Raw genomic sequence first — 12761 nt, forward strand, 5'->3', positions numbered from 1 at the left:
TCACGCCGTCACGCTCGTTGTCCCGGTACAGGTCCGTCTCCGACAGCAGCACGGGGTTCGGCCCGCAGCAGCCCGCAGCAGACTGCGACGACCGTGCCGCCTCGGCGTACCGAGCCCGCACGGTCTCGCGCAGGCCTCCCGGGTCGGCGGTCGGTGCCGCGACGGTCTGCTCCTCGGTCATCAGTGCCTCCACGGCGCGATGGGCGGTTCGAACCGCCAGCGGTACGCGCGCCTGGTTAGACGGACGTCGATGCAACGAACGCTGGCGTACTGGTTCGACGTCTGTCAATATGTGGAGGGTGAACACCATGGCACCGGTCGTCGACGAGGCCCCGCTCTCCTCTGCGGACGTCACGCTGCACCCGGGCACCCCGGCCGCCGCAGTCGCGTGCTGCGAGCCCGATGACGGCGACGCCGCCGGCCTGAGCGCCGCGGAGGCCACCACGGTCGCCGCCGTCCTGAAGGCGCTCGCCGACCCGGTGCGCCTCCGCCTCTACTCCCGGATCACCGCGGCCGCCGAGCCCGTTTGCGTCTGCGACATCGACGACGTCGGCGTCTCCCAGCCCACGGTCTCCCACCACCTCCGCAAGCTGCGCGAGGCCGGGCTCATCGCGTCCGAGCGCCGCGGCACCTGGGTCTACTACTCGCCCGTGCCCGGGGCCACCGCGGCCGTCCGCGCCGTCCTCTAGTCCCGGTGGGACGTCACCAGCACCTGTCGCCCCCGTTCCCTGCACCCTCCCGGTCCGCGCAGAACTACTGGGCCAGGAACACCCGCGCCCTCCGTCTCCATCCGCTGGTCGGGTACGTCGCCCTCGTCGTCGGCGTGGCCTCACCGGTCGGCCTCCACTGGATCCTCTCCACCGGACCCGACCTCGAGCTCGCGGCCGCAGCCGCCGCGGTCGTCGGCCTGGGAATCGCATTCGGCCTCGTCAGGTCTGCCGAGCTGCAGTGGGCCAGCCGGCGATCGGCGGTCCGGCTGGAGGGCCGGACCCTCCTGCTGACCGGGGGCTCGGAAGACCACCGGGTCGACGTGGGCTCGGTCGTGAACGTCGAGGTGGAGCAGGGCTACTCGTGGTGGGACCTGGCCGTCGCAGGAGGGGCCGAGTCCTTGCCTCGGGTCCTGGTCATCACCGACGACGGGCGGCTGCGCCGGTCGGGCCCGCTCGGGTTCTGGGGCGATCCGGAGCCCGAGGTCAGCCGGTTGAAGCACGATGTCCAGGAGCGCAGGCACGGGTGACCGGTCGGCGCCGGCAGGGGTAGCCCGACGCCCCCGGGGCACCGGACTCCCGTGAGCGACCCCACCGACCCCCGCCGCGACGACCGCCCCGCGGGCCCCCCGCCGTGGCAGGACCCCGGGCCTCCCGGGTACGGCGCGGGCATCGGCGGGCGGCGTCCCCCGAACCCGAGGGCGCTCCTCGTCGCGATCCTGCTGACCGTGGTGCTGCTCCCGCTCGTCTCCTGGCTCCTGATGGAGCGCTCGGGCGGCTGAGCGACCCGGGTACGACGACGGGCCCGGACCCCCGCAGGGGGACCCGGGCCCGTCGCCGTACCGGCAGGTGGGGCTCAGCCCTTCGGCGTCGGGTCCCCGACGATCGCGGCGGCGACGGCCTTCGGCACGGCCGGGTCGAAGACCGACGGGATGATGAAGCTCGGGTTGAGCTCCTCGTCGGTGACGACGTGCGCGATCGCCTGGGCGGCGCGCAGGAGCGCCTCCTGGGTGACCTCGTGGGCGCGGGCGTCGAGCAGCCCGCGGAAGACGCCCGGGAACGCGAGCACGTTGTTGATCTGGTTCGGGTAGTCCGAACGGCCCGAGGCGACGATCGCGGCGTACCGGCCGGCCACCGACGGGTCGATCTCCGGGTCCGGGTTGGCGAGCGCGAAGACGATGGCGTCGGAGGCCATGTCCTGGATCCACTCGGCCTGCAGCAGGCCGGGGCCGGAGACCCCGATGAAGACGTCGGCGCCGCGCAGGCCGTCCTGCAGCGTGCCGGTCACCTTGCGGGGGTTCGTGCGGCGCGCGAGGTCGAGCTTGGCGGGCGGCAGGGACGTGTCCTCGCCCGACAGGCAGCCCTCGCGGTCCCAGACCACGACGTCGCTGACCCCGGCGGCGAGCAGCAGCCCGACGATCGCCGTACCGGCCGCGCCGGCGCCGGCGACGACCACGCGCACGTGCTCCATCCGCTTGCCGACGCAGCGCAGCGCGTTGGTCAGCGCGGCGAGCACGACGATGGCCGTGCCGTGCTGGTCGTCGTGGAAGACGGGGATGTCGAGGCGCTCGCGCAGGCGGGCCTCGATCTCGAAGCAGCGGGGGGCCGCGATGTCCTCGAGGTTGATGCCGCCGAAGCCCGGAGCGATCATCTCGACGGCCTTGACGATCTCGTCGACGTCCTGGGTGGCCAGGCAGATGGGCCACGCGTCGATGTCGGCGAAGCGCTTGAACAGCGCCGCCTTGCCCTCCATGACCGGCAGCGCGGCGCCCGGGCCGATGTTGCCGAGACCCAGCACGGCGGAGCCGTCGGTGACGACGGCGACCGAGTTGCCCTTGATCGTCAGGCGCGGCACGTCCTCGGGGTTCTCCGCCAGCGCCTTCGACACGCGGCCGACGCCCGGGGTGTAGGCCATCGAGAGGTCGTCACGCGTCTTGAGCGGCACCTTCGAGGAGACCTCGATCTTGCCGCCGATGTGCAGCAGGAACGTGCGGTCCGAGACCTTGTGCACCGTGACGCCGTCGATGGCGTCCACCGCGGCCACCAGCTCGGAGGAGTGGTCGGCGTTGCTGGCCGAGCACGTCACGTCGAGCACGATGCGGTCGTGGCGCGACTCCGCGACGTCGATCGCCGTGACGATCCCGCCCCCGGCGGCGATCGCGGTGGCGACCGTGCCGATGTGGCTGTTGTCGGGCGTCGTGTGCAGACGCATGGTGATCGAGTACGACGACGCGGTCGCCGGGGTGGGTGCGCTGACGGGGGCCATGCTCGCAAGCGTCCGGCCACGCGAGGGTTACGGGCAAGTCACCTCCGACCGCAACGACCGAAAGTGGTGGGCACCACACGGACCGGCGGGCATCCGGCGCCTCCGGGCGGGTACCCCGCCTAGGGTTCCCCGCATGAGCACCCCCACCGACCCGGCCGCCGTCACCGTCGTCGACGCCCCCGGCGAGTCCCGCTTCGAGATCCGGGTCGACGGCGCGCTGGCCGGTTTCGCGACGTACCGGCTCAAGGACCACGGCGCGCTGGTGTCCGTGCTCCACACCGAGATCGACGAGGCGTACGCCGGGCAGGGCCTCGCCAAGCGGCTCGCCGAGCAGGTGCTGGCGGACCTGCGCGCCGACGGCCGACGCATCCTGCCCTTCTGCCCGTTCTTCCGCGGCTACCTCGCGAAGCACCCCGACCAGGTCGACCTCGTCCCCGCGGAGCGCCGCGCCGACTTCGACCTCTGAGGGGTACGACGTCCCCCAGGTCGTCGCCGGGCAGTGGTGCCGGTCCCGCCGGCGACCGCGTCCGCCGTCTCGCAGACCACCGGCGAGGCCCGCCACCTCGGTCGGCATGGCGACCCCGGCAGGGGAATGCCCAGCGGCGTGCCACGTTGGTGGTCGGAGAACGACACGCCGACCCCTCGGAGGAGCACCTGTGAGCACCACCCCCTCGACCGCGTCCCCGCTCGACCTCGGCCCCCTGATGCTGGGCGGCAACGTCTTCGGCTGGACCGCCGACCGCGAGACCGGGTTCGCCGTGCTCGACGCCTGGCTCGCCGCTGGGGGTCGCTCGATCGACACGGCCGACATGTACCCCCAGTGGGTCGAGGGCCGCGAGATCGGCGACTCCGAGCGCATCATCGGCGACTGGATGGCCGACCGCGGCGTCCGCGACCAGGTCGTCGTCGCCACCAAGGTCGGCCAGGGCGACGGTCGCGAGGGCCTCGCCCCCGACAACGTCCGCGCCGCGCTGGAGGACTCCCTGCGCCGCCTGCGCACCGACCGCGTCGACCTCTACTACGCTCACGTCGACGACGAGACCGTCCCGCAGGAGGAGTACGTCGCCGCCTTCGGCGCCCTCGTCGCCGAGGGCAAGGCGCTCCACCTCGGCGCCTCCAACTTCTCCGCCGACCGGCTGCGCTCCGCCGTCGCGCTCGCGGCGGACGCGGGCGTCACCGGGTTCACGGTCAGCCAGGACCGGTGGAACCTCCTGGCCCGCGACATCGAGACCGACCTCGTGCCGGCGCTCGCCGAGCTGGGCGTCGCGGAGACGCCGTACTCCGCGCTGGCCAGCGGCTTCCTCACCGGCAAGTACGCCCCCGGCGCGAACGTCGACTCCCCGCGCGCCGGGGCAGCGGCGTCGTACGCCGACAAGCCCGGCGCCGAGCGGGTCCTGGCCGCCCAGGCGGAGATCGCCCGTGACCGCGGCGTCACCCCGACCGCCGTCGCCCTGGCCTGGCTGCGCGCCCAGCCCGTCGTCTCCGCGCCCATCGCCAGCGCACGCAACGCCGAGCAGCTCTCTGCCCTCGTCGAGTCGTTCACGCTCGACCTCACCGCCGACGAGGTCGCCGCGCTGTCCTGAGCCACCCACCGGCGGTTGAGGTGGGCAGCGCCCGGTGGTCGAGGTGGGTGCGCCAGCACCCCGGTGGTTGAGGTGGGTGCGCTAGCACCCCTCGAAACCACCTGGAAGAGGGACGTGGTCTTCGAGGACCGCCGGCGCGGCCACCTCGACCGCCGGGACCCCCGCGGCGGGCCGCCGACCCGATCGGGCACGGATGATCGGGTGCGGCGGGTCCCGCCCGCCCTAACGTCGGTGACGTCATCGAGCGGAGAGGGGGAGGGCGTGATCGCGCAGCTCACGGCGGTCGTCGAGCGGATCGAGCAGCTCGTCGCGGAGCCCGGGGCGTCGGTGGACGTCCCGGCGCTGGCCCGCGAGGTCGCGACGACCGAGCACCACCTGCGGCGGATGTTCTCGGCACTCACGGGCATGCCCATCTCGGAGTACGTTCGGCGGCGCTGGATGACCCGGGCGGCCGACGACCTCGTGGCCGGGGACGACGACCTGCTGAGCGTCGCCGTCCGCCACGGCTACTCGTCGACGGAGTCGTTCGGGCGGGCCTTCCGGGCCGTCCACGGCGCCCGGCCGACGGACGTGCGTCGTGCCGGCGGTCCCGTGCGCGCCCAGCTCCCGCTCCGCTTCCACCTCACCGTCGAAGGGAGCACCCCCATGGACGTCCGCGTCCTCGACCTGCCGGCCTTCCGGCTCATCGGTCCCTCCGCCCGCGTGCCGCTCGTGCACGCCGGCGCCAACCCCCACATCGCCGCGTTCCTGCGCGGCCTCCCACCCGGTACGACGGACGCCCTCGCCGCCTTCGCGGCGGCCTCCGCCGACCCGGCCACCCGTCCGTCCGGCGTCGTGGCCGTCAGCGACGGCCTCGATCCCGACCGGGCCGAGGGCACCGAGCTGACCTACCAGCACGCCGTCGCGGTGCCCGCGGGCGCCACGCCCGCCGTACCGGGGTTGCCCGAGGGCGTCGCCGTCGCCACGACGGAGGTCGCGGCCGGGACGTGGGCGGTCTTCGCGTCGTCGGGTCCCTTCCCGGCGGCGTTGCAGGACACCTGGGCCCGCACGGCCACCGAGTGGTTCCCGTCGCAGCCCTACCGGCTCCGACCGGGACCGGAGCTGCTGACCGTCACGGTCCATCCGCCCGCAGCCGGCACGCCGGCGACTTCCGGGCCGACGGCCGACGCGGAGATCTGGTTGCCGGTCGCCCGCTGAGCCGCGCCACCGCCAGCCACGTTTCGCGCGCGGGGCCGCGGCGCACACTCCGCGCCGTGACCGTCGAGGGGGACCACCGAGCGCCTCGCGGGCCGGCCGGGCTCGCGGGGACGGCGGTGGCGTGGCGCCGGCCGATCGCCGACCTGCTGACGTCGTGGGCGGCGGCCGGCGACCTGGGGTTCACCGAGGTCGTGGCGGAGAACGTCGACCCGCGGCACCTGCCCGCCGAGCTGCTCGTGCTGCGGGACCACGGGGTCACCGTCGTGCCGCACGGCGTCACCCTGGGGATCGCCGGAGCGGATCGCCCCGACCCCGCGCGCCTCGCCCGCCTGGCCGCGCTCGCCGAGGCGCTCGGCTCACCCGTCGTCAGCGAGCACGTCGCGTTCGTGCGCGCCGCCGGCACCCCCGACGCGTTGCACGGCGACGTGCTCGAGGCCGGTCACCTCCTGCCCCCGCCCCGCACGAGCGACAGCCTCGACGTGCTCGTCGAGAACGTGCGGGCGGCCCAGGCGGCGCTCCCCGTGCCGCTGGTGCTGGAGAACGTCGCCGCGCTGCTCACCTGGCCCGAGGACACCCTCGACGAGGCCGACTTCCTCACCGCCCTCGTCGAGCGCACGGGCTGCCGCATCGTGCTCGACGTCGCGAACCTCCACGCCAGCGCGATCGCCCGCGGGACCGACCCGGCCGCCGACCTGCTGCGCTTCCCCCTCGAGGCGGTGGCCTACGTCCACGTCGCCGGGGGCGTCGTGGACGCGAACGGGCTCTACCTCGACACCCACGCGCACCCGATGACCCCGCCCGTGCTCGCGCTCGTGCGCACGCTCGTGACGGCGTACGCCGAACGCTCGCTCCCCCTGCCCGGCATCCTGCTCGAGCACGACGAGGACGTCACCGTCGCGGCCATCGAGGGCGAGTACGCCGCGCTGCGCGCCGCCGTCGCCACGGCCCGGACGGGCGTGACCGCGTGACCGGCACCGACGTCCGGGCACGGCTGGCCGCCCGGCAGCAGGAGGTGCTGGACGCGCTCCTGCGCGGTGCCGTGCCGCCCGGGTTCGACCCCACGGGCGCGGCGACGACCACCCGGGTGCTGCTGCGCAAGCGCAGCGACGCCGCCGTCCGCGCGGTCCCCGAGCTGGCGCAGCTCCCGGGCTGGCGCGACCGCTTCCACGCATGGGCGGCCACCTGCCCCGCCCAGGGGTGCGGCCACGACGACGCCGACGCCTTCGCTGCCGCGCTCGCCACCTCGTCCGACGCGGTCGAGCGGGAGTGGGCCCGGCTGGCCGCCGTCCACGCCGGCACCCGGCACGTCGCGCTCGTCCAGCTGGACGGGCGTCGCGTCCTCGTCGTCGGCGTGGGCCGGCGCACGTGGCGCCTCACCCGCCGACCGGCACGCCGGCGGCACCTCGGAGGGAGAACCGCATGATCCTCGACTACTCCGCCCCGACCGTCCTGGGCCTGCTGCTCCTCATCGGCCTCGTCGCGTTCGCCACGTCCCTGCAGCGGTCGTCGGCCCCGCGCCGTACCCCGCCCGGCGGCCGTCCGCGGACCCAGCACCGGCGACGGCCGAACGACGGGAGCGGCGCCGGGGGCGGCGACGACACGGGCTCGTGCGGGTCGTCCTGCGGCAGCAGCTGCGGCGGGGGTGGGGGCGAGTGACCGTCGTCGTCGTGGGCCTCGTGCTCTTCCTGTCGGCGTTCGCCGCCGTCCTGGTGCTCGTCCTCACCCTCGTCGTGCGGGTCGGCCGCGGCTCCGCCCGCCGTCACCCGCGGCGGGGCGGGCGCCGTGGCGGCCACGACGGGTGGGCCGGCGGCGCCTGGGGCGGCTCGACCGGCACGAGCTGCGGCTCGTCGGGCGGCCACGACGGCCCGGGCCACTCCTGCAGCAGCTCCTCCTGCAGCTCGTCGGGGTCCTCCTGCGGGGGCGGCGGCGGGTGCGGAGGCGGCGGGACCTGAGGGTCAGCCCCCGAACGGCACGCCCCATGTGCCGTCGTACGCCGACTCCGCCAGCGCCCGGCGCACCCGCTCCTTGCGGTGGCGGGCCACGTCGGCCTCGCCGGCCGCAGCGACGTGCTCGTCGGTGCCGACGTAGCCGACCGCGATGCCGACGAGCACCCGGAAGGCGTCAGGGACGCCGAGACCCTCGGCGACGGCGGCCCCGTCGACGCCGGCGAACTGGTGCGTGTGCAGCCCGACCGCCTGCGCCTGCAACGTCAGGTGGGCGACCGACTGGCCCAGGTCGTAGTAGGAGTAGTCGCCCTTCGACGACCGGCCCTCGTGCTCGCCGACCAGGACGGCGCCCACGATGACGACCGGAGCGGTCGGCACCCAACCGCGGTTGCCCGAGCTGAGCGCGTCGACGACGACGTCGTACGCCGCTGTGCCGAGCCGCGTCACGACGTACGCCCACGGCTGCGTGTTGCCCGTCGACGGCGCCCAGGCCGCGGCGGCGAGCAGCCCGCCGATGGTCGCGTCGTCGACGGCGCGGTCCGTCGCGAACACCGCGGGGCTCCAGCGCGAGCGCATGGGCTCGGCGACGAGGTCGGCGGACGGGCTGGTCACGGAGAGGGACGAGGCGGCATCGGTCACCGCGCCATTGTGGCCAGCCGGCACGGCGCCGCCTCGACCGGGCGGGTGAGGCGGGGCTCACAGACCCCGAGGCTGTGCACTCTTGGATACGCAGTGCAAGATTGCACTTCGTGAGCCTGAGTGCATCGAACGCCTTCCCGCGGGGGCGAGCCGGCAAGCGGGAGGAGACCGCCCGCCGCATCGTCGTGGCCGCGCAGGAGCTGGTGCTCGAGCGGGGGCTCGAGGGGTTCACGATGGACGACCTGGCCGCGGCCACGGGGGTGTCGCGGCGCACGCTGTTCAACTACTTCCCGTCGAAGCTCGACGCGTGCCTCGGCCCCGCGCCCACGATCCCGGAGGACGGCGCCGACGTCTTCCGCGCGGGCGGCCCCACGGGCGTGCTCATCTCCGACCTCGAGGTGCTGGCCCGCCAGGTGCTCCACCACGAGGAGCCCACCCAGCAGGAGCTGGTGCTGGCCCGTCGCCTGCTGCAGATCCCCCGGTTCCACGAGGCCGCCCACGAGCGGTTCGAGGACCTCGCCGAGCAGCTGCAGGAGGCCCTCGCCGAGCGCGACGGCCATGCCGCGGACCCCGGCACCGCCCGCCTGATCATCCGACTGCTCGTCGCCGTCGTCGACTCCGCCCTCGACGCCAGCATCGCCGGGGACGACACCCCGCTGCCCGACCTCTTCTCGCGCTACCTCGCCACGGCTCGCTCGCTGCTGGCCTAGGCCCCACCACCCGACGTACCGCCCGCGCACGACCCGCCCGCCCCACCCGAACAGGAGCCCACGCATGGCCATCCTCCTCCACCGACTCGGCAGGACCGCCTTCCGGCGCTGGCCGATCTTCCTCGGCGTGTGGGTCGTCGCGCTCGTCGCCGTCGGCGCCACCGCGCTCGCGATCGCCAAGCCGACCACCAGCGCCTTCACCATCCCGGGCATCCCCTCGGAGCGCGCGAGCGAGCTCCAGCAGGAGCTGTTCCCCGACGCCGAGGACGCGCTGAACGACACCTCCGTCACCGTGGTCGTCGCGGCGCCGGAGGGCTCGACACTCACGGACGAGCCGTACGCCGACCGCATCGCGCAGCTGGTGCAGGACCTCTCCGAGAGCCCGCAGGTGCTGAGCTCGGAGGAGGCGCCGATCCTCGACCCGACGACGGCGGCCGCGGCGCAGGAGGAGGCGCTCGTCGCCGGCGGCGCGACCCCCGAGGACGTCGCCAACCTCGCGCCGGTCGACCCGGACGGGCGGGTCGGGCTCATCACCCTGGAGTTCGACGTCGACGAGCCCACCGACATCGAGCCGGCCAGCCAGGAGGCGATCATGGAGCTGGCCGACGAGGCCAGCGGTGACGGCCTCCAGGTCGAGGCCAACGGCCCGGGCCTGCAGCTCATGGAGATCAGCGGCGCCTCGGAGCTCATCGGCATCGCGGTCGCCCTCGTCGTGCTCGTGCTGACCTTCGGCTCGCTCGTCGCGGCTGGCCTGCCGATCGTGACGGCCATCGTCGGCGTCGCGCTGACCTCGCTCGGCGTCACGGGCATGACCGCGTTCACCGACGTCAGCGACATGACCCCGATCCTGGCGGTGATGATCGGCCTGGCGGTCGGCATCGACTACGCCCTCTTCATCCTCGCCCGCTACCGCAGCGAGCTGCAGCACACGGACGACCGGGAGGAGGCCGCGGGCGTCGCGGTCGGTACGGCGGGCTCCGCCGTCGTCTTCGCCGGCCTCACCGTGCTCATCGCCCTGGCGGCCCTGGCCGTCGTGCGCATCCCGTTCCTCACCGCCATGGGCCTCGCGGCCGCGACCGGCGTCTTCCTCGCCGTCCTCGTCGCGCTGACGCTGCTGCCCGCCGTGCTCGGCATGCTGAAGGGCAAGGCGTTCGGCGGTGTCGTGCGCCGCTACGACCCGAAGCGCGACGCGTCGGGTCGGGTGCTCAACAACGGTGTCCGCTGGGCCCGCACCGTGGGCCGCTCGCCCGTCGCGGCCGTGCTGCTCGTCGTCGTCGCGCTCGGCGCCCTCGCCATCCCCGCGAAGGACCTGCAGCTCGCGCTGCCCAGCGACTCCACCAGCCCGAGCGACACCACCCAGCGCCAGGCCAGCGACCTCATCACCGAGGCGTTCGGCGAGGGCCGCCAGGCGCCGCTGCTCGTCGTGGTCGACGGTCGCGACATCGAGGACGACACCGCCCGTCAGGAGGCGTTCGGCGAGGTCGTCGCCTGGGCCGCCGAGAAGGACGACGTCGCCCACGCCCAGATCACCGGCACCAACGCCGCCCCGGAGGCCGACCCGGCCACCGCCACCGGCGCCACCGTGCTCGTCACCCCTGCGTCGAGCGCCGAGGACGTGGCGACGACCGACCTGCTGGCCGACATGCGCGCCACCCAGGGCGACCTCGAGGACTCGACCGGCACCGAGGTCGGCGTCACCGGCATGACCGCCATCGCGGTGGACGTCTCGGACCGTCTGAACGACGCGCTGCCGATCTACCTGCTCGTCGTCATCGGCCTGGCGTTCCTGCTGCTGGTGCTCGTGTTCCGCTCGCTCCTGGTGCCGCTCACCGCGACCCTCGGCTTCCTGCTGACGGTGCTCGCGACGCTCGGCATCACGGTGCTCGTGTTCCAGGAGGGCGCGCTCGGCCTGATCGAGGGCCAGCCGCTGGTCAGCTTCATGCCGATCTTCCTGGTCGGCGTGGTGTTCGGCCTGGCGATGGACTACCAGGTGTTCCTGGTGACCCGGATCCGCGAGGCCCACGTGCACGGGGCGGACGCGGTCGCCGCCGTGGTCGACGGCTTCCGCAACTCGGCCCGCGTGGTCGCGGCCGCCGCCGTCATCATGATGTCGGTCTTCGCGGCCTTCATGCTGATGGACGCCTCGTTCATCAAGGCGATGGGCTTCGCCCTCGCGACGGCGGTCTTCATCGACGCGTTCGTCGTGCGGATGACCCTGATCCCCGCCCTGATGTACCTCATGGGCGACAAGGCCTGGTGGCTGCCGGGCTGGATCGACCGGTTCCTGCCGCGCGTGGACGTCGAGGGCGAGAGCCTCGAGCGCGCCCACGCCCGCCACGACGACGACCGGCACGAGCGGGAGCACCAGACCGCCGGCGCCTGAGGCCGGCGCCTGAGACTGGCGCCTGACCACGGCGCCCGGCTCCCGCCGTACCGCACGACGGCCCCGCACCCCTCGAGGGTGCGGGGCCGTCGGCGTCCTCCAGGTGCGCCGGACTCCGGGATACGCCGGACGTCGTGCGGACCGTGGGCCGGGGGGCTCGGTCCGCATGACGTCCGCGGGATGGTGCGTCAGTTCAGCGGCGACTCGCCGAGGGTGACCTCGGCCTCCTGCTCCGCGCCGGAGGCGTCGGTCCACGTCACGTCGACCTCGTCGCCGGGCTCGTGGGTGGCGACCTCGGCGGCGAGCTCGTCGTACGACGCGACCTCGGTGCCGTCGACGGAGGTGATGACGTCGCCGGCGGCGAGGCCGGCGTCCGCGGCGGGCGTGCCCGGCTCGGCCTGCGCGACCAGCACGCCGCCGGCCGTGGGGTCGATGCCGACGCCGAGGTAGGCCGCGGGGCCGATGACGACGCCGTCGCCCTCCTGGTCGCTGACGACGAGCTCGACGACGTCGAGCGCCTCGTCGATGGGGCGGGCGTAGCTGGTGCCGCCGCCGTCCTCGTCCTGCGCCGCGGGAGTGGCCATGGGGCTGCGCCGGCCGTTGGTGGCCGCGGCCGCGGTGCTGATGCCGACGACCTCGCCCTCGTCGTCGAACATCGGGCCGCCGGAGTAGCCGGGCACCACGTCGGCGGTGGTCTCGACGAGACCGGTGATCGCGGTCTCCGAGCCGGTGGCCTGGTCGGTGGTGGTGATGTCCTCGTCGAGGCCGGTGACCTCCCCGCTGACCGCGGAGAGGAAGCCCTGTCCCGAGGCGTTGCCGAGCGCCGTGATCTCGTCGCCGATCTCGACCCCGCCGTCGTCGTCGAGCGTGACGGTGTCGAGCCCGCTCGCGTCCTGCAGCTGCAGCACCGCCACGTCGGCCTCCTGGTCGTAGCCGACGACGTCCGCGTCGTACTCCTCGCCCGTCGACGCCACGGTGACGCGCACCGTGCTGGAGCCGTCGACGACGTGGTAGTTCGTCACCGCCAGCCCGTCCTCGCTCAGCACCATCGCCGTCCCCGCGCCCGCCCCGCCCGGCAGGAGGGTGTCGACGACGAGCACGCCCGCGTCCGAGGGCTCCTCGCCGTCGGCGGTGCTCTCCGTGCCCGCCTCCCCGCGGTCAAGCAGGTCGGCGAACCCGCCGCTCGTCGGGGCCTGCTGCGAGGAGGTGCCCGAGCCGGCGCCTGCGGAGTCGTCCGCGTGCAGCGCCACCGGCACCGCGACCGCCGCGCCGAGCGCCGCACCCGCGAGGCCGCCGCCGACCGCCGCGAGCCACCCGCGCGGACGCCGGC

The 12761-nt window shown here is 74.6% G+C and carries 16 protein-coding genes; 12 read left to right on the forward strand and 4 right to left on the reverse strand.

The genetic code is table 11. From position 1 onward, the window contains the following. A partial coding sequence (locus KK617_RS17665; RefSeq protein ID WP_277501496.1) for a hypothetical protein occupies nt 1-181 on the reverse strand: 181 nt, incomplete at its 3' end. 127 nt (nt 182-308) lie between these two features. Here KK617_RS17665 and KK617_RS17670 point away from each other — a divergent pair. The 3 genes from KK617_RS17670 to KK617_RS17680 are packed head-to-tail and all read left to right on the forward strand — an operon-like array spanning nt 309 to nt 1489. Continuing rightward, nucleotides 309-689: a metalloregulator ArsR/SmtB family transcription factor gene (locus KK617_RS17670; RefSeq protein WP_277501499.1), complete on the forward strand. Its 381-nt coding sequence runs from the start codon at nt 309-311 to the stop codon at nt 687-689. A gap of 5 nt (nt 690-694) precedes the next feature. Continuing rightward, entirely contained in the window at nt 695-1237 is a 543-nt protein-coding gene (locus KK617_RS17675) for a hypothetical protein (RefSeq protein WP_277501500.1), read from the forward strand. A 51-nt stretch (nt 1238-1288) separates the two neighbouring features. Further along, the gene (locus KK617_RS17680) at nt 1289-1489 is read left to right on the forward strand and encodes a hypothetical protein (RefSeq protein ID WP_277501502.1); all 201 of its coding nucleotides are present in this window, start codon (nt 1289-1291) and stop codon (nt 1487-1489) included. Nucleotides 1490-1563: 74 nt separating this feature from the next. Here KK617_RS17680 and KK617_RS17685 read toward each other — a convergent pair whose 3' ends face one another. After that, nucleotides 1564-2973 (reverse strand): NAD-dependent malic enzyme, encoded by a 1410-nt coding sequence (locus KK617_RS17685; RefSeq protein ID WP_277501504.1) that lies wholly within the window; start codon nt 2971-2973, stop codon nt 1564-1566. Nucleotides 2974-3106: 133 nt separating this feature from the next. On the opposite strand from KK617_RS17685, the gene KK617_RS17690 reads away from it, so the two are divergent. The 7 genes from KK617_RS17690 to KK617_RS17720 all read left to right on the forward strand — a co-directional run bounded on the left by KK617_RS17690 (nt 3107) and on the right by KK617_RS17720 (nt 7705). Then, on the forward strand, nt 3107-3439 hold the full coding sequence (locus KK617_RS17690) for a GNAT family N-acetyltransferase (RefSeq protein ID WP_277501505.1): 333 nt from the start codon (nt 3107-3109) through the stop codon (nt 3437-3439). A gap of 190 nt (nt 3440-3629) precedes the next feature. Beyond that, nucleotides 3630-4556 (forward strand): aldo/keto reductase, encoded by a 927-nt coding sequence (locus KK617_RS17695; protein ID WP_277501506.1) that lies wholly within the window; start codon nt 3630-3632, stop codon nt 4554-4556. Between the two features lie 261 nt (nt 4557-4817). Continuing rightward, nucleotides 4818-5753, forward strand: coding sequence for an AraC family transcriptional regulator (locus KK617_RS17700; protein WP_277501507.1), 936 nt, complete (start codon nt 4818-4820; stop codon nt 5751-5753). A 56-nt stretch (nt 5754-5809) separates the two neighbouring features. Then, nucleotides 5810-6721, forward strand: coding sequence for a DUF692 family multinuclear iron-containing protein (locus KK617_RS17705; RefSeq protein ID WP_277501508.1), 912 nt, complete (start codon nt 5810-5812; stop codon nt 6719-6721). Beyond that, nucleotides 6718-7176, forward strand: a complete 459-nt coding sequence (locus tag KK617_RS17710) for a hypothetical protein (RefSeq protein ID WP_277501509.1) — start codon at nt 6718-6720, stop codon at nt 7174-7176. Before KK617_RS17705 ends, KK617_RS17710 begins: the two co-directional genes overlap by 4 nt. Then, entirely contained in the window at nt 7173-7409 is a 237-nt protein-coding gene (locus KK617_RS17715; protein ID WP_277501510.1) for a hypothetical protein, read from the forward strand. Before KK617_RS17710 ends, KK617_RS17715 begins: the two co-directional genes overlap by 4 nt. Further along, complete coding sequence (locus KK617_RS17720; RefSeq protein WP_277501511.1) at nt 7406-7705, forward strand: hypothetical protein; 300 nt, start codon at nt 7406-7408, stop codon at nt 7703-7705. Before KK617_RS17715 ends, KK617_RS17720 begins: the two co-directional genes overlap by 4 nt. A 3-nt stretch (nt 7706-7708) precedes the next feature. On the opposite strand, the gene KK617_RS17725 is transcribed toward KK617_RS17720, so the two are convergent. Beyond that, nucleotides 7709-8338, reverse strand: coding sequence for a nitroreductase family protein (locus tag KK617_RS17725; RefSeq protein ID WP_277501512.1), 630 nt, complete (start codon nt 8336-8338; stop codon nt 7709-7711). A gap of 110 nt (nt 8339-8448) precedes the next feature. Between KK617_RS17725 and KK617_RS17730 the strand changes: the two genes are divergently transcribed. Further along, on the forward strand, nt 8449-9048 hold the full coding sequence (locus tag KK617_RS17730; RefSeq protein ID WP_277501513.1) for a TetR family transcriptional regulator: 600 nt from the start codon (nt 8449-8451) through the stop codon (nt 9046-9048). Nucleotides 9049-9112: 64 nt separating this feature from the next. After that, complete coding sequence (locus KK617_RS17735) at nt 9113-11431, forward strand: MMPL family transporter (protein WP_277501514.1); 2319 nt, start codon at nt 9113-9115, stop codon at nt 11429-11431. Between the two features lie 188 nt (nt 11432-11619). Here the strand turns inward: KK617_RS17735 and KK617_RS17740 are convergent. Beyond that, on the reverse strand, nt 11620-12761 hold a 1142-nt coding region (locus KK617_RS17740), incomplete at its 5' end, for a trypsin-like peptidase domain-containing protein (protein ID WP_277501516.1).

It is taken from the genome of Nocardioides sp. ChNu-99 (assembly GCF_029493445.1).
Classification (GTDB): domain Bacteria; phylum Actinomycetota; class Actinomycetes; order Propionibacteriales; family Nocardioidaceae; genus Nocardioides.

What these genes read in the sequence shown, in the direction of transcription:
- KK617_RS17670 (WP_277501499.1), top strand. Translation starts at nt 309, where the DNA reads ATGGCACCGGTCGTCGACGAGGCCCCGCTCTCCTCTGCGGACGTCACG.
- KK617_RS17685 (WP_277501504.1), bottom strand. Translation starts at nt 2,973, where the DNA reads ATGGCCCCCGTCAGCGCACCCACCCCGGCGACCGCGTCGTCGTACTCG.
- KK617_RS17690 (WP_277501505.1), top strand. Translation starts at nt 3,107, where the DNA reads ATGAGCACCCCCACCGACCCGGCCGCCGTCACCGTCGTCGACGCCCCC.
- KK617_RS17715 (WP_277501510.1), top strand. Translation starts at nt 7,173, where the DNA reads ATGATCCTCGACTACTCCGCCCCGACCGTCCTGGGCCTGCTGCTCCTC.
- KK617_RS17735 (WP_277501514.1), top strand. Translation starts at nt 9,113, where the DNA reads ATGGCCATCCTCCTCCACCGACTCGGCAGGACCGCCTTCCGGCGCTGG.